14 protein-coding genes and 1 pseudogene are annotated in these 15,434 nt (G+C 51.5%); 6 read left to right on the forward strand and 9 right to left on the reverse strand.

Features of this window, described 5'->3' with window-relative positions; translation table 11 throughout:
* The first annotated feature begins 7 nt into the window (after positions 1-7).
* The 6 genes from trxA (at position 8) to HMPREF9439_RS01180 (ending at position 5,829) form a co-directional block, all read left to right on the forward strand.
* Positions 8-328: a thioredoxin gene (gene trxA, locus HMPREF9439_RS01155; protein WP_008810816.1), complete on the forward strand. Its 321-nt coding sequence runs from the start codon at positions 8-10 to the stop codon at positions 326-328.
* 137 nt (positions 329-465) lie between these two features.
* Entirely contained in the window at positions 466-1,722 is a 1,257-nt protein-coding gene (gene rho, locus HMPREF9439_RS01160) for a transcription termination factor Rho (protein WP_008810815.1), read from the forward strand.
* Between the two features lie 150 nt (positions 1,723-1,872).
* A complete protein-coding gene (locus HMPREF9439_RS01165; RefSeq protein ID WP_008810814.1) occupies positions 1,873-2,169 on the forward strand; it encodes a type B 50S ribosomal protein L31 in 297 nt (98 codons plus the stop codon).
* A gap of 95 nt (positions 2,170-2,264) precedes the next feature.
* Positions 2,265-3,989, forward strand: coding sequence for an ArnT family glycosyltransferase (locus tag HMPREF9439_RS01170; RefSeq protein ID WP_040603340.1), 1,725 nt, complete (start codon positions 2,265-2,267; stop codon positions 3,987-3,989).
* Positions 3,990-4,005: 16 nt separating this feature from the next.
* Positions 4,006-5,397, forward strand: a complete 1,392-nt coding sequence (locus tag HMPREF9439_RS01175; protein ID WP_008863392.1) for an MATE family efflux transporter — start codon at positions 4,006-4,008, stop codon at positions 5,395-5,397.
* 105 nt (positions 5,398-5,502) lie between these two features.
* A complete protein-coding gene (locus HMPREF9439_RS01180) occupies positions 5,503-5,829 on the forward strand; it encodes a helix-turn-helix domain-containing protein (RefSeq protein WP_008863393.1) in 327 nt (108 codons plus the stop codon).
* A gap of 86 nt (positions 5,830-5,915) precedes the next feature.
* On the opposite strand, the gene htpX is transcribed toward HMPREF9439_RS01180, so the two are convergent.
* From htpX to pheA, 9 genes and pseudogenes are all read right to left on the reverse strand, one after another.
* Positions 5,916-6,812: a protease HtpX gene (gene htpX, locus HMPREF9439_RS01185; RefSeq protein ID WP_008863394.1), complete on the reverse strand. Its 897-nt coding sequence runs from the start codon at positions 6,810-6,812 to the stop codon at positions 5,916-5,918.
* A gap of 124 nt (positions 6,813-6,936) precedes the next feature.
* Entirely contained in the window at positions 6,937-8,106 is a 1,170-nt protein-coding gene (locus HMPREF9439_RS01190; RefSeq protein WP_008810809.1) for a lipopolysaccharide assembly protein LapB, read from the reverse strand.
* Between the two features lie 165 nt (positions 8,107-8,271).
* Positions 8,272-8,556, reverse strand: a pseudogene (locus HMPREF9439_RS01195) (integration host factor subunit beta); the annotation flags it as partial.
* Between the two features lie 17 nt (positions 8,557-8,573).
* Positions 8,574-10,268: a 30S ribosomal protein S1 gene (gene rpsA / locus HMPREF9439_RS01200; protein WP_008810807.1), complete on the reverse strand. Its 1,695-nt coding sequence runs from the start codon at positions 10,266-10,268 to the stop codon at positions 8,574-8,576.
* 93 nt (positions 10,269-10,361) lie between these two features.
* The gene (gene cmk / locus HMPREF9439_RS01205) at positions 10,362-11,024 is read right to left on the reverse strand and encodes a (d)CMP kinase (RefSeq protein WP_008810806.1); all 663 of its coding nucleotides are present in this window, start codon (positions 11,022-11,024) and stop codon (positions 10,362-10,364) included.
* The gene (aroA, locus tag HMPREF9439_RS01210) at positions 11,024-12,319 is read right to left on the reverse strand and encodes a 3-phosphoshikimate 1-carboxyvinyltransferase (RefSeq protein WP_008810805.1); all 1,296 of its coding nucleotides are present in this window, start codon (positions 12,317-12,319) and stop codon (positions 11,024-11,026) included. Before aroA ends, cmk begins: the two co-directional genes overlap by 1 nt.
* An 11-nt stretch (positions 12,320-12,330) precedes the next feature.
* A complete protein-coding gene (locus HMPREF9439_RS01215) occupies positions 12,331-13,191 on the reverse strand; it encodes a prephenate dehydrogenase (protein WP_008863395.1) in 861 nt (286 codons plus the stop codon).
* Entirely contained in the window at positions 13,188-14,315 is a 1,128-nt protein-coding gene (gene hisC / locus HMPREF9439_RS01220; RefSeq protein WP_008863396.1) for a histidinol-phosphate transaminase, read from the reverse strand. Before hisC ends, HMPREF9439_RS01215 begins: the two co-directional genes overlap by 4 nt.
* Positions 14,312-15,433, reverse strand: coding sequence for a prephenate dehydratase (gene pheA / locus HMPREF9439_RS01225; protein ID WP_008863397.1), 1,122 nt, complete (start codon positions 15,431-15,433; stop codon positions 14,312-14,314). The genes hisC and pheA overlap by 4 nt, the downstream gene beginning before the upstream one ends.
* Between the last annotated feature and the right edge of the window lies 1 nt (position 15,434).

Here is a 15,434-nt window from a genome sequence, read left to right on the forward strand (position 1 = left end):
TTAAAAAATGGCCTTGAAACAAGTTACAGACGCCAGCTTTGTTGACGACGTCCTGAATCAAAAAGGTGTGGTGGTCGTTGACTTCTGGGCTCCCTGGTGCGGTCCCTGCCGCATGCTCGGACCGGTTCTTGAAAAAGCTGCCGAAACCCTTCCCGACGGCGTTCAGATCGTTAAATACAACGTTGATGAGTGCCAGGATGTTGCTTCTCAGCTGGGCGTTCGCGGTATTCCGACTCTTGCCGTTTACAAAGACGGTCAGCTCCAGGCTCAGCAGGCCGGCGCTATGAATTCCGCTCAGTTCTCTGAATTCCTCAAGAACTTCATCTAATTTTGCTCTACAACGGTTCGATTTCCTCTTTATCGAACCGTTGCTTCCTTCCTCCCTTAATTCTTCTTTCCTCTTTTATTTAAATCTCTTCGCTTGGGATTGTTGTGTAATCCTTATTTGCAAGAGCTTCATTTCCTATGCATTTATCCGACCTTAAATCCAAGCACGTCTCCGAGCTTCTCGATATTGCTTTAGAGCTCGATGTTGATAACGCCAGCCGCCTTCGCAAGCAGGAACTCATGTTCGCTATCTTGAAGAAACGTGCGAAAGCCGGCGAACAGATTTTCGGTGACGGAACTTTGGAAATCCTTCCTGACGGATTCGGTTTCCTTCGCTCTCCGGTTTCTTCTTATTTAGCCAGCACGGAAGATATTTACATTTCTCCGTCTCAGATCCGCCGCTTCAATCTTCATACCGGTGACACGGTTGAAGGTGAAGTCCGCATTCCGAAAGACGGCGAGCGTTATTTTGCTTTAGTCAAAGTCGACAAAGTTAACGGTCTTCCTCCCGAAGCTCTTAAACACCGCATTCTCTTCGAAAACCTGACTCCGCTTTTCCCGAACCAGCCGCTCAAACTCGAACGCAATATCTCGGGCGACGAGAACCTCACCGGTCGTTTGATCGACATCCTCGCTCCGATCGGTAAAGGTCAGCGTGCTCTGCTGGTTGCCTCTCCGAAGTCCGGTAAGACCGTTTTAATGCAGCACATCGCTCACGCGATTACAGCCAACTATCCGGACGTTATCTTGATGGTCCTTCTGATCGACGAACGTCCGGAAGAAGTGACGGAAATGGAACGTTCCGTCAAAGGTGAAGTCATTGCCTCTACCTTCGATGAACCGGCTACCCGCCATGTTCAGGTTGCAGAAATGGTCATCGAAAAAGCCAAACGCCTGGCTGAAAGCAAGAAAGACGTTGTCATCCTTCTTGACTCCATTACTCGTCTGGCCCGCGCCTACAACACTGTCGTCCCGACTTCCGGCAAAGTGCTCACCGGCGGCGTGGACTCCAACGCCCTGCAGCGCCCGAAACGCATTCTCGGTGCAGCCCGCAATCTGGAAGAAGGCGGCTCGCTCACGATCATCGGCACTGCTCTGGTAGAAACCGGCAGCCGTATGGACGATGTGATTTATGAAGAATTCAAGGGTACCGGCAACATGGAAATCCATCTGGACCGACGTCTTGCTGAAAAGCGCGTCTACCCGGCCATTAACGTTGCCAAGAGCGGAACCCGTAAGGAAGAACTGCTTCTAGCTCCGCAGGAACTTCAGAACATTTGGATTCTTAGAAAGTTCCTCTACGACATGGACGAAATCCAGGCAATGGAATTCCTGCTTGATAAGATGCGCCCGACAAAGAACAATGCTGAGTTCTTTGCCATGATGCGCCGATAATCAGGCATCTGTTTGCTTTACAAGGAAATTTGGGTATAATTTTGCCCTTGTTTTTATTAACTTAGGCACGTTCTGACATGCCGGACGTAAGACTCACAACGGTGAGCGGTCTCGCAAGGTTGGTGGCGACCGACATTTTTTGGAATACACATGAAACCGAATATTCATCCGCAGTATCGTGAAGTTGCCTTCACCGATATGTCCATCGGCAAGACCTTCATTATTCGCTCTACTGCCGACGCTCGTGACACCATCGAAATCGACGGCGTTACCTATCCGCAGGTTAAGCTTGATACCTCCAGCGAATCTCATCCTTTCTACACTGGCGCTCAGACACGTATCGTCGAAGCCGGCCGCGTTGAAAAATTCCGTCAGAAATTCGCTGCTAAGTCTGCTGCCCTTAACGCTTCTGCTGAAGCTGCCAAGGCTGCTAAGGCTAAAAAATAATTTTTCAGTTTCATACTGATCCGAAGGGCAGCCTTTTGGGCTGCCCTTTTCTTTAGTAAAATCGCACCTTTCAGGTCTACAACCACACTGCTTCGATGTTAAGTAACCATTCCTCTCCGGCCGTCGTCAGCGCTTCGGCTGCCGGTAAGCTTCCGAGAGCTGCATTGATTGCACTTTTAGTTGCCTTCGTGCTGCCGTTGTTCTTTTCTACGGATGTCTGGAGCGGAAAGTCGCTTATTTCGTTCGGTGTTGCGTGGAACATGGCCAACGGTTCCTTTGCCGACTGGCTTCTTCCGAACGTCAACGGATTCCCGGCTTCCGACGTCGGACCGCTTTCCTTCTGGTTTGCAGCACTCAGCATCAAGGTTTTCGGACCTCTTTTCGGAAACGTAGAGGCATTTCATATCACCGCAGGTTTGTGGTTTTCAGTGACCACGGCCGCGATTTGGTATTCCACTTATCTTCTTTCCCGACGCGATGAAGCTCAGCCCGTGAGCTTTGCCTTCGGCGGTGAAGCCGCTCGCAAAGACTACGGCCGCTTAGTCGCCGATATTGCCGTTCTCTTAACTGTCGGCACCTACGGCATCATTTCCGCTTTCCACGAACTGACACCGGTTACCTGTCTGCTCGCTTTTTCTGCCTTGGCTTTCTACGGCATCGTATTAAGTCTTCAATATCTGTGGCGCGGTTCCATTATTGCCGGACTTTCTATCGGCGCAATTGCCTTAGCCAGCAGTCCCGGAGCCGGCCTTTGGTGCTTTTTCGGCGCTTGGGTCGCGATTTTCCTGACGCCTGACTACACCAGCCGTTCCAAACGCGCCGTGCTGACTTTATCGATAGCCTTTGCAACAGCAATGCTGTGGCCGATCCTGGTCTTTGCCTGTTTCCCCGCAGAAGCCGCAGAATGGTTCAAGAGCTGGATCTCTACCAGTCTTGCCGTGCTTTCTCCGCTGCCGGCTGACGAATACCTTTGGCTGCTTAAAAACATTTCCTGGCTGACCTTCCCCCTTTGGCCTTTGGCTTTGTGGGGCATCTACGCCTGGAGAGACCAGATTCGTCAGGCTCCGCTGATTATTCCGCTTTCCTTCTCGGTTGTTGCACTTTGCTCCGTGATCTTCACCGGAACCGAGCTGTACAGCACCCTGCTCTTTTTAGTTCCTTCGCTGTCTGTTTTAGCCGCACTCGGCGTCGTCAGTCTTAAACGCAGCCGCGAGAACTTCCTGGACTTGTATTCCGGCATTATTTATACACTTGCCGTAATTGCCGTCTGGATTTACTTCTTCGCCTGGACAGAAGGCGTTCCGGCCAAAATGGCTTTCTCCCTTACTCGTTTAGCCCCGGAGGTTGAGCCGCACGGAACTTCCGTTTTCCTCTTCTTCCTTGCCGTTACCGCCACGGTCCTTTGGATTGCAATCGTCTTCTGGCGCTTGTTCAAACACCCGGTTTTCTCCTGGAGAGGCGCATGGATGGCCGGAACCGGCCTGACTGCGGTATGGATCATCGTCATGAGCTTATTCGTCAACTTGATTGACGGAGCTCGTTCTATGAAGCCGATTGTCGACAACTTCAAAGCAGTTGTCGTTGAAAACAAAATTCCGCTCGACAAGATCGGTGCTTCTCATTTAACTTTGAGCAATATCGCTGCTTTTAATTACTGGGGCGGTGTCAACTTTGATAAGCAGGCAGACGCACCTTGGGTTCTGCGTGCCGTTGACCGAGATTACGATGAAAACACGCTTGACCTTCGCTACGAAGTTGTTGATGTTTTCCAAGGCCGTCCGAGAAGCAGCGAAAAGTTCCTCTTAATTCGCAGAAAGTAGTTTCTGCCTTTTTGGTATGTCAACTCGAATTTTGAGCCGGCTTCAACCGCCGGATACTTCCTATTGGGCAATTCTTAAGCTCTCGCTCCCCGTTTGGATCTCCAACGTTGCCATTGTCGGCGGAGCCACACTCGATACTTTAATGACCGGCCATCTTGGTTCTACCGACTTGGCCGCTGTTGCCATCGGCTTAGCCGTTTCCGTCTCGGTCTTTGTTGCTTTAGTCGGCGTCATGCAGGGACTTTCTCCGATCGCCGGCCACCACTACGGTGCAGGACATCACGAAAGAATCGGCTTCGAGCTTCACCAAACTATTTGGCTCGCCATTCTTCTTGCCATCATCGGTATGGGCCTGATGTGCTATACGCCGATGTGGATGACGCTGACAAACTCCACCGGTCGTGTTGCAGAAATTGCGACAAACTTCCTGCTGATCAACGCTATCGGTCTGCCGGCTGCCATGGCAGGACGCGCTTATATGGCGATGAACGCGGCTGTTTCCCGTCCCAAAGTGGCAATGTGGATCGCGCTCTCTATGCTGGCCGTCAAAGCCGTCACCAATTACATCTTTATCTTCGGCTGGGCCTTTATTCCGAGTTTCGGAGGCGCAGGATGTGCGATCTCTTCTACCATCAATGCGTTCCTGAGCTTGTTCCTTTACTGGGTCATTTGGCACTATGACAGCTTCTACGCCAAGATGCGCCAGAAGCGAATTTCCATGCCCAACCGCAAGGCTTTAACCAACCTGCTTAAGCTCGGAATTCCGATCGGTCTTTCCGCCTTCTTTGAAGTGACATCGTTTACCTTCATGACGATTTTCATTTCTCGTTTAGGCGCCGACGTCGTTTCCGCGCACCAGATCGTTGCGAACTTAACCTCGCTCTTTTACATGGCTCCTCTTGCCATCGGTGTGACCTCTTCTGTCTTGGTTTCTCAGTCTTTAGGTGCCAATTCACCTGAGACCGCCAGAATGGCGACCTACAAATGTCTTAAGTTCTGCATTTGCTTAGCGGTATTTGTTTCTGCCCTGCTCTATTTCTGCAAATACTTCTTTGTAGGCCTCTACACGAGCGATTTAGACGTCATTAAGGTCAGTACCTACCTCATCGGTTTTGCGTCCATCTATCACGTTTTTGACGCGGTTAACTGTGTCGGCAGCTTCTCCATGCGCGGCTACCGAATCACATTCCTGCCGATGATCATTTACGGTGTCTTCCTTTGGGGCTTGGGTCTGGGTTTAGGAAGCATCCTTACCTTTACTGATTATTTAAGTCCCGCTCCGATGGGCGCTGCAGGTTACTGGACTGCCATTACGATCGGCCTGACACTTTCGGGTATCATTGTCGGGCTTTGCGCCGTTTACGTTGCCAGAGCTTTTGCACACGGTCATAAAGTCTGGCTACGTTAATCCGATCTTTCTCTTTGAAAACAGCTCACGATTTGTGAGCTGTTTTCTTATGAGCACCTCAGTTCGCATGTGCTATCGAAAATTCATTTGCCGCCAGCATCGAACATGACTACATTAGAAGAATATCTCTCCGCACAAACTCCGGCCTTCCGAAAGAAAGTTAAAGCAGAATTTAGACAGATGTCTTTGCAGTGTGCCGTCTCAAGACTTCGATACGAGCAGAACTTGACTCAACAAGAAGTCGCAAGGAAGCTTCAGCTCTCTCAGTCTGCCGTGAGCAAAATTGAAAGAAACGCCTTGGACGTCAAATTGTCCGATCTCGTGAGATACGTGAACATTCTTGGCGGAAAGCTCTCGCTGCAAGTTGATCTTCCTTCAGGAGAAAAGATCGTCGTCGCATTGGCAAATTTTGAGCATTCCGACGATTGCTAAAAAGCCCGATTTCGTTCTCTACGAGACAACACGGGTAACAAAAAACCGCCTTGCGGCGGCTTTTTGATTGGAAATCAGTCTGTCAATTAATGAGCGTTCTGTGTGCGCAGAGCTACGATACGATCTTCAATGGAAGGATGCGTAGCGAGCAGCTGGCCGATAGAACCGGCGATACCGAAACCCTTGACAGCCCCCGGAAGCTCTTCGGTCGGAACACCGCCCAAACGAGCCAGGGCGTTGATCATCGGAGTCGAGCTGCCCATGATCTTTGCGGCACCGGCATCGGCTCTGAATTCGCGATGACGGGAGAAAGCGGCCACAACCATGGAAGCCAGGAAACCAAGAACCAAGTCAAGGATGAAGGAAGTCACGTAGTAACCGACACCGGGAGCATCATCCTCGTTGCGGAGAATGCCGCGGTCCACGAAGTTACCGATAATACGAGACAGGAAAACGACGAAGGTGTTGGTGACACCCTGAATCAATGTCATGGTCACCATGTCACCGTTAGCAACGTGAGCGATCTCATGTGCCAGGACAGCCTCCACTTCTTCTTTGTTCATGCTGGAAAGAAGACCTGTGGAAACAGCCACCATGGAAGAATTCTTTGTTGCGCCGGTTGCGAAAGCATTGGCTTCGCCTTCATAGATACCGACTTCCGGCATCGGGATACCGGCTTTCTGAGAGTGATGGTGAACGGTGTCAACGAGCCAAGCCTCGAGTTTGGTGCTCGGATGATTGACGTCAATCATCTGCACGCCCATCGTCGATTTGGCAATCGTCTTGCTCATGAGCAAAGAGATGATGGAACCGCTGAAACCGACAATCCCCGCAAATATCAGAAGTGTCCCATAGCTCTGGCCTTTCCCGGCAACGTTAGAGAAGTTGATTCCGAAAACGGCAGAAACAATGTTGAGAACAACTCCGAGTACAACCAAAACGGCTACGTTGGTCAGGAGGAATAAACCTATTCTTTTAAACATATCTACTGATCAATCCCTGGATAAATGTTGTTATTTCATCTCTAATTATCATTTATTGCATGCTGCCATGCTCCGCAAAATTTGGATGAAATTGTTTCAAATTATGCGGTTGCAAGCGAGCCTGTTACTTTCCTGAAAGGTTTTCCTGACGGACCGGCGGGAAGGTTTCCCACTGATGACATCCGGGGCATCTCCACAGGAATTTACGGGTCGCAAAGCCGCATTTTGTGCACTTGTAACGAACCGCTTTACTGAGCATATTCTTCAATAAACCATGCAGCTGCTTTAGCGATTCGTTTTCAGGCTCATTGGCCAAACGCAGATCGATTAAACGGTAAAAGGCTACCAAGGTCGGCTGAGTCTTCAGATGTTCCTGGATCAGCGTAATGGCTTCCTTAGAGTTGCCGGCTTTACCGAGCAGAATACCTGCGGTATCGACTTCATCGGTGGTAGAGCCGTCCTTAAACAAGTCTTCCAAATATTTAACGGCCTCTTCTTTGCGTCCGGCTTCAAGAAGCAGAGAAGCAATCTGTTCGACAACAAGCGTTCCATAGACAGGAGAAATCTGACCGACTTGTTTCCATGTCGCCAGGGCACCGTCGATGTCGCCCTTTGCCTTGAGCATCTTGCCCTTGATAATCAGGGCGCGCTTATTGTTGGGATCTACTTTAAGGGCTTTTTCGAGTGCTTCAGCCGCACCCTTGAAATTCTTAAAGTAGAGATTTTGCTGCGTCAGTTCGCAGTAAAGCTGTGCGATACGCGTGCTTTGATCTTCACCGCTTTGACGCTGAATAATGTTGGCCTCGTCAATGGCCTTCTGCCATTCTTTTTCCGTTTCGTAGATATGCAGAAGTTCCTTGCGAGCAATCGTTTTATAGCTCTCACTGGTGTCAGAAAGCTTTAAGAAGCACTCTTCGGCGCGATCCCAAAGACCGGCCTTCAGGTAGTCTTCGCCCAATTCATAGAGGGCTCTGGAACGAATCTTCTTCGGCAGATCTTCACGGTTAACCAAGACGTTATGAATCTTGATTGCGCGGTCAAATTCTCCGCGGCGGCGGAAAAGCCCCGCAAGAGAAAAATGCATTTCAACCGTATCCGGATCGAGTTTGACCAGATTGATAAAGGCATCAATGGCCTGGTCCTGTTTATTGCTGAGAAGAAGGTCCACGCCTTTGTACAGCGTGTCTTTTTCGTTGGCGATCGTCTGTTTTTCTTTGATGTCGAATGAACGGGCAAACCAGCCGGCCGCGAAAAGAAGCGGAACCAATATAAGGTACCAAAGCTCAAAATCCATAGGATAACCTGCAGCTTTCTCTAAAAATAATCCATTGTATTCGCAAATGCCTTGTCCTAGAACAACTCATTGCGTCAGAACCGAAAAAAAAGCGGCCCGGTTGCTTACACAACCGGGCCTGGGCAACTAACTTATGCCGAGCCGAGACTAATCGTCAGCCAACTTGTCTACGCGTTCACGCATTTCCTTACCGGCCTTGAAGTGAGGCACGATCTTGGCGGGAACTTCGACAGTATCTCCGCTCTTCGGATTACGGCCCACGCGAGGCGGACGGTAATTGAGCGAAAAGCTTCCAAAGCCACGGATTTCAATCCGGCTGCCTTGTGCTAACGCGGCAGTCATAGCATTCAGAATCGAATTAACAGCATCGTCAACATCGCGAGCGGTCAGATGATTTCCGATGACTGCCGGATCAGCGGCAAGCAGCGCAATGAGTTCTGACTTAGTCATTGCAACCTCGCTATAAATTATTTGTTCTGTTCGAGCTTAGCTCTCAGGAGAGCGCCGAGGTTGGTTGTACCGGCCTGGGCGTCTTCTTCCATCTTAGCCATGGCTTCACGAGTTTCAGCCTGGTCTTTAGCACGAATGGACAGCTGGATGGAGCGAGCTTTGCGATCGATGTTGGTGATCGCGGCTGTAACTTCATCGCCTTCTTTCAGAACATTGCGAGCGTCTTCAACACGGTCCGGACCGATTTCGCTGGCGCGCAGATAGCCTTCTGTGTCGTTACCGAGATCGATAACAGCACCCTTGGCTTCAACGGACTTCACTTTACCGGTGACAACGGAGCCCTTTTCGTGTGTGGAGCAGAAGTTGTTGAACGGGTCACCGCTCATCTGCTTAACACCGAGGGAGATACGTTCACGTTCCACGTCGATAGAGAGAACAACTGCTTCGAGTTCTTCGCCCTTCTTGTACTTGCGAACGGCTTCTTCACCGGGTTCTGTCCAGGACAGGTCGGAGAGGTGAACGAGACCGTCGATGCCGCCTTCAAGGCCGATGAAAACACCGAAGTCGGTGATGGACTTGATCTGGCCTTTAACTGTGTCGCCCTTCTGGTGTGTAGCGGCAAATTCTTCCCAAGGATTGGGTTTGCACTGCTTCATGCCGAGGGAGATACGACGACGTTCTTCGTCGATTTCGAGGACCATGACTTCAACTTCTTCGCCAAGCTGAACGACTTTCTTCGGATCAACGTTCTTGTTTGTCCAATCCATTTCGGAAACGTGGACAAGACCTTCGATACCGGCTTCGATTTCAACGAAAGCACCGTAGTCGGTGATGTTGGTGACCTTACCGAAGAGACGTGTGCCCTGCGGGTAACGGCGGGCGATGCCAATCCAAGGATCTTCGCCGAGCTGTTTGATACCGAGAGAAACACGGTTCTTTTCCTGATCGAACTTCAGAACCTTAGCGGTGATTTCCTGCCCCTGTTCGAGGACTTCGCTCGGATGACGAACGCGGCGCCATGCGAGGTCGGTGATGTGCAGAAGACCGTCGATACCGCCGAGGTCAACGAATGCACCGTAGTCAGTGATGTTCTTAACGATACCCTTGACGATAGCGCCTTCCTTGAGTGTTTCAAGGAGTTTGGCTCTTTCTTCGCCCATGGAAGCTTCGACAACAGCGCGACGAGAAAGAACGACGTTGTTGCGTTTGCGGTCAAGCTTGATGACCTTGAATTCCATGGTCTTGCCTTCGTAGGGCGTTGTGTCCTTAACGGGACGTGTGTCAACCAGAGAACCCGGCAGGAATGCACGGATGCCGTTGGTCATCACAGTCAAGCCGCCCTTAACCTTGCCGGTAACAGTACCAGTAACGAGTTCGCCGGTTTCGAGGGCTTTCTCGAGGTTCATCCAGGCAGCCAGGCGCTTGGCCTTATCGCGGGACAGGACTGTGTCGCCATATCCGTTTTCGAGGCTTTCGATAGCAACGGAAACGAAATCGCCAACCTTAACGTCGACTTCGCCGCGGTCGTTCTTGAATTCTTCGATAGGAATGAAGGATTCGCTCTTGAGGCCGGCGTTAACAACGACGTAGTTGTAGTCAACGCGGACGACTTCTGCGGGGATAACTTCACCCTGCTTCATTTCTTGTTTAGCAAGGCTTTCTGCGAACAAATCGGCAAAGGATTCGGTAGGCTTGGTAGTAGTGTTGGTCATGTAAATAACTGTTTGCTCTGATAAAAATAATCAGAACGGGTTAAAAATTCCCGACGACCGGATGGGCGTCAGGGGCACGGTAAAGAGGCTTTTTCAAGCCTTGCTCTCGCGGTACCAGGCGAGAACCAGATCGATCGTTTCCTGCAGAGTAAGGCCGGACGAATCGAGGATTCGCGCGCCCTCTGCCGGCTTCAAAGGTGCCACAGATCGCTCCATATCACGTCTGTCACGATCCTTCAAGTCGGAAACGAGGTCGTCAATATTACTTGAGATTCCTTTTTCTTTCAACTGGTTATAGCGTCTTTTTGCACGCGACTCAGCCGATGCTGTTAAAAAGATTTTCAGCCGAGCTTCGGGAAAAACCACGCTTCCCATGTCGCGGCCGTCAGCCACAAGGCCGGGTGCAACTGCAGATCTTCTCTGCAGTTCAAATAAAGCTTTTCTGACGCCTGGATAAGCAGCAATTTTGCTTGCATTCAATCCGACTTCTTCCGTACGGATTGCATCGGTAACCTCTTTGCCTTCCAGATAGATTTTTCCGTCCTTAAACAACGGGTTAAGTGACTGGGCGACCTTTTCCGCCGCAGCAGCGTCGCTCAAATCCACACACTGGTTCATGCAGGCCAGAGCCGTCAGACGATAGAGCGCGCCGCTGTCCAGCACATGAAAATCCAAAGCCTTGGCAACGCCGGAAGAAACGCTTCCTTTTCCGGAAGCTACCGGTCCGTCAATCGCGATGACATCAACTTGACTCATTATTTCTCCACAACGCCGGCCAGACGTTCAAAGTAATCGGGGAATGTTTTTCTCACGCAGTTCGGATCACGAATCTCAACGGGCACGCCTCCTGCAGCAATCAGGGACATACACATCGCCATGCGATGGTCCTTGTAGGTATCAAAAACAGCGCTTCTGAGTTTTACAGGCGGCGTAATTTTGATCATGTCGTCCGTGCTTTCCACTCTGCAGCCGACTTTGGTAAGCTCGTTGTGCATTGCGGCAATACGATCGGTCTCTTTGACTCTCCAGCTGGAGATGCCTCGAAGGATTGTCGGACCTTCGCACATCGGTGCCATGGCGGCAAACGTCATCGCTGCATCCGGAATCGGACGAACATCGGCCTGCAGACCGTGCAGTTTATGACCGTAGCGGCTCGGACCGGTCTTGATCCAGTTCTCTCCGCGGGTCACCGCGGCGCCCATCTTCACAAGATATTCGACGAAGGCCGCATCGCCCTGGACGCTGTCGGCTCCGATACCGTTAATTTTGAGGGGACCGACGAGCGCACCGAGAGCCAGGAAGTATGAAGCACTCGAAGCATCGGCTTCTACTTCAAAAACGCTGGGTGCTTTGTACAGAGTACGAGGCACAAGGAAGTCTTTTTCGGAAGTTTTTACCTCAACACCGAAGCGTTCCATCAGGCGGCACGTCAGTGAGACGTACGGAGAGCTGATCAGCTCTCCGTCAATGCGGATTCTCAAACCCTGTTCCGGAGCAATCAGCGGAGCGGCCATCAGCAGACCGGAAACGAACTGACTGGAAACATCGCCGCGAACATGGACAATGTCGCTATTAATCCTGGTTGCCGGTTCAATCTTGATCGGTGGGAATCCCGGCTCTCCAAGATAAGAGAGGCGGCCGCCGACAGAATTCAATGCTTCTACAAGATGGGCGATCGGGCGCTGACGCATTCTAGCGACGCCGTCCAATACGTATTCGCCGCCACTGAACGCCAAAGAGGAAGACAACGGACGCATAGCGGTACCGGCATTCCCGAGAAAAAGATCAGCCTTCTTCACAGGGAAGTTGCCGCCGCAGCCTTCCACTTTCACTTCTGTGCCGTCGTTGGAAACTTCGAGTTTGACACCGAGCGTCTCCAGTGCGCCGATCATCATTTCCGTATCTTCGGCGACCAGCAAATTATTTAATTCGGTTGTCCCTTCGGACAGTGCCGCTAAAAGCAGTGCTCGGTTAGAGATGCTTTTAGAGCCCGGTAAGTCCACCGAGCCTCCGACCTTCATAATCGGATCAAGTTTTAAAATTTCTTCCATCGTTGTTATCCTTATTTTCCGGGGAAGACTAAGCCGCGACGGTTTCTGACGGCGTTTTCAAAAACGCTTTCCAAAGCCTTTCCGTCGGACTCATCAATATATTTTTGAAGTGTGTCCAAAGAAGCACGATAGCGTTCGAGCTCGTGAGACAACGCTTCGCGATTGGACAGGCAGATGTCGCGCCACATCACCGGAGAACTCGAAGCAATACGCGTGAAATCTCTGAAACCGGCGCCGGCCATCTTGAGTTTTTCTTGGGCGTTTTCTTCTCTCGCGATCATGTCCACCAAGGCATAAGCCAGGACATGGGGCAAATGGCTGACAGAGGCAAACGTCAGGTCATGCTGAAGCGGGCTCATAGCCTGCACGCGTGCGCCGGCCTTACGCCACGCCTCTTCGATGAAGGTAACGACCTTCGGATCCATTCCTTCATCCGGCGTCGAGATGACGACTTTTTCGTCAAAAAGATCGGCAGACGCATAATCCACGCCCGGCATTTCGCCGCCGGCAATGGGATGTGCCGGGGCGTACTGATGAAACTTATCGCCGAGTCCTTTGCGCGCAGCCGCAATCACGGTTTGACGGGTAGATCCGACATCAGTAACCACGGCATCAGACTTAAGGAACGGAGCCATTTCCGTAAAAACGGATTCCATCGCCTCCACGGGAACGGCGCTGACAACGATGTCCGCATCTTTGACAGCCTCTTCCATCGAAGTCGTCACGGTATCTGCTGCGCCTTTATCCAAAGCCTTCTGCAGAGTGGCCGGATTGTGTCCGAAAGCAATCACTTCGTCGACAATCCCGGCTCTTTTCCAGCTGAGCGCCATCGATCCGCCGATGAGGCCGCAGCCGATCACTGCCATTTTCATGCAGATGTCTCCTCGAACTTAGCTAATGCTTCTTTCAGAACTTCCAGGAAGCGTTCGTTCTGTTCGGGCGTCCCGACAGACACGCGGATCCATTCCGGCAAGTCATAAGACTTCATGCGGCGAACGATAATGCCTTTTTTCAGCAGGTACTGAACGATATCGTCGGCATGCGGTCCGACTTTGACGGTAATGAAGTTAGCGTGCAGGCCCATGTACGGGAGTCCCAGTGCATCAAAAGCCTCGGAAAGGAACTTGATGCCTTTGCGGTTGACCTCCAGAGTCTTCTCGACAAACTCCTGATCCTGCAGGGCAGCCAGAGCCGCAATCTGAGAAAGATCATTCACGTTGAACGGATGACGAACGCGGTTCAGCATGGAAAGCAGTCCCGGCTGAGCGATACCGTAACCGACGCGAGCACCTGCCAAACCGTAAGCCTTGGAGAAAGTGCGTGCGACCATCACATTCGGGTGCAGACGAACGATTTCCATTGAGTCACAGCGCAGTGCGGGCTCGAGAAACTCGACATAAGCTTCGTCAAACAAGACCATCACCGTCGGCGGAATCTTATCCAGGAAGGCGAGAATGTCTTTCTCGGCAAGGTAGGTTCCCGTCGGGTTGTTAGGATTCGTTAAGAAGATCAAACGGGTGCGCTCATCCACGGCGTCGGCCATTGCGTCGAGGTCGGCGTTGAAGTCTCCCGTTGACGGAATTTCAATCGTCTCGGCTCCGCACAAGCGAGCAACCATCGGATACAGCGAGAAAGAATACTGCGGATAAATCGCCGTTGTACCTTCGGACAAAACGGTCTCGGCGGCCAAACCCAACAATTCGCTCGAGCCGCTGCCGATCACAACCCAATCCTGCGGCACGCCGTATTTTTCTGCGATGGCTTTCTGAAGATGATAGGCGTCGGCATCCGGATAACGGTTGAGATTCAAGGCGGCAGTTGCAACCGCCTCTTTAACCTTAGAACTCATACCGTTCGGGTTCTCGTTGGCGACCAGCATGATGATTTCTTCGGCTTTTAGACCTAAATCAGCCGCAACGTCTTCAATCGGTTTGCTTGCAACGTATTTATCTAAAGCCTGCACCCAAGAAGGTGTGGTAATTGTTGTTTCGGTCATAAATTTGATCCTTTAGTATCTGCTCGGCGAAAATTCTTCTCCGTCGGATAAGAACCCAGACATTTCAGAGAGGCACAGCCTTCACGGAAAATCTCCAGCGCTTCTCGAATCTTGGGCTCGCTCATGTTGCCCTCAATGTCGGTGTAGAAGAAATATTCCCACGTTCCGCGCTTAGCAGGGCGTGAGTCCAGTCTCATCATGGACACACCGAAATCATCGAACGGCTTTAAAGCCTGATAAAGCGAACCGGCTCGATGCGGCACGGAGAAAATCAGGGAGGTCTTATCTTCCTGCGGATTAGCGGAAGGCTCGGCAGGCTCGCGGCCTAAGATCAGGAAACGCGTACGGTTGGTGTTGGAGTCCTGAATATTGGTCGCCACAATCTGCAGCCCGAAAATCTTTGCCGCGACTTCACCGGCAATCGCCGCATAAGCCGGATTCTCGGAAGCCAAACGCGCAGCCTCTCCGTTGCTCTCAGCAGTCAGTCTTTCTAAAGAAGGCACATTGCGATTGAGCCACTGGACGCATTGTCCGAGAGACTGAGGGTGCGAATAGACGCGAGTGATGCCTTCCATCGTGCCGGAGCGCGTCATCAAGTTGTGCTGAATCGGAATGGAACATTCGCCTACGATGAAGAGCGATGTCTTCAGCAGATAGTCCATGGTGCGGTTGACCGCCCCTTCGGTGGAGTTCTCTATCGGAACAATACCGTAGGCGGCATCACCGGACTCAACCTTTCTAAAGACCTCTTCGATACTGCCAGAGGGCATTCCGACCACACCGGAGCCGAACTGACGAATCATCGCCTGTTCGCTGAACGTTCCGCGAGGACCGAGGTAAGCCACTTTCAGTTCGGACTCAAGGCCGCGGCAGGCGCACATGACCTCACGCCAGATGGCCACTAAAGATTCATTGGGCAGAGGCCCTTCGTTTTTACCGCAGATCTTTTTTAAAACTTCCGCTTCGCGTTCGGGTCGGTAAACCGGGAGACCGACCCGAGCCTTGATCTCGCCGATTTCTTTGGCGACCTCCGCCCGCTCGTTGAGCAGGCGGACGAGCTCGGAATCGAGCCCGTCGATCTTATTACGAAGAGGAAGCAGTTCTTCGTTGACAGACATG

Origin of the sequence: Parasutterella excrementihominis YIT 11859 (assembly GCF_000205025.1) — a bacterium.
Taxonomy (GTDB): Bacteria; Pseudomonadota; Gammaproteobacteria; order Burkholderiales; family Burkholderiaceae_F; genus Parasutterella; species Parasutterella excrementihominis.

Coding starts and splice junctions, on each gene's coding strand:
- HMPREF9439_RS01170 (WP_040603340.1), top strand. CDS start 2,265: ATGTTAAGTAACCATTCCTCTCCGGCCGTCGTCAGCGCTTCGGCTGCC.
- HMPREF9439_RS01180 (WP_008863393.1), top strand. CDS start 5,503: ATGACTACATTAGAAGAATATCTCTCCGCACAAACTCCGGCCTTCCGA.
- HMPREF9439_RS01175 (WP_008863392.1), top strand. CDS start 4,006: ATGTCAACTCGAATTTTGAGCCGGCTTCAACCGCCGGATACTTCCTAT.
- HMPREF9439_RS01215 (WP_008863395.1), bottom strand. CDS start 13,191: ATGAAAATGGCAGTGATCGGCTGCGGCCTCATCGGCGGATCGATGGCG.
- rho (WP_008810815.1), top strand. CDS start 466: ATGCATTTATCCGACCTTAAATCCAAGCACGTCTCCGAGCTTCTCGAT.
- cmk (WP_008810806.1), bottom strand. CDS start 11,024: ATGAGTCAAGTTGATGTCATCGCGATTGACGGACCGGTAGCTTCCGGA.
- rpsA (WP_008810807.1), bottom strand. CDS start 10,268: ATGACCAACACTACTACCAAGCCTACCGAATCCTTTGCCGATTTGTTC.
- HMPREF9439_RS01165 (WP_008810814.1), top strand. CDS start 1,873: ATGAAACCGAATATTCATCCGCAGTATCGTGAAGTTGCCTTCACCGAT.
- HMPREF9439_RS01190 (WP_008810809.1), bottom strand. CDS start 8,106: ATGGATTTTGAGCTTTGGTACCTTATATTGGTTCCGCTTCTTTTCGCG.
- hisC (WP_008863396.1), bottom strand. CDS start 14,315: ATGACCGAAACAACAATTACCACACCTTCTTGGGTGCAGGCTTTAGAT.
- aroA (WP_008810805.1), bottom strand. CDS start 12,319: ATGGAAGAAATTTTAAAACTTGATCCGATTATGAAGGTCGGAGGCTCG.
- htpX (WP_008863394.1), bottom strand. CDS start 6,812: ATGTTTAAAAGAATAGGTTTATTCCTCCTGACCAACGTAGCCGTTTTG.
- pheA (WP_008863397.1), bottom strand. CDS start 15,433: ATGTCTGTCAACGAAGAACTGCTTCCTCTTCGTAATAAGATCGACGGG.
- trxA (WP_008810816.1), top strand. CDS start 8: ATGGCCTTGAAACAAGTTACAGACGCCAGCTTTGTTGACGACGTCCTG.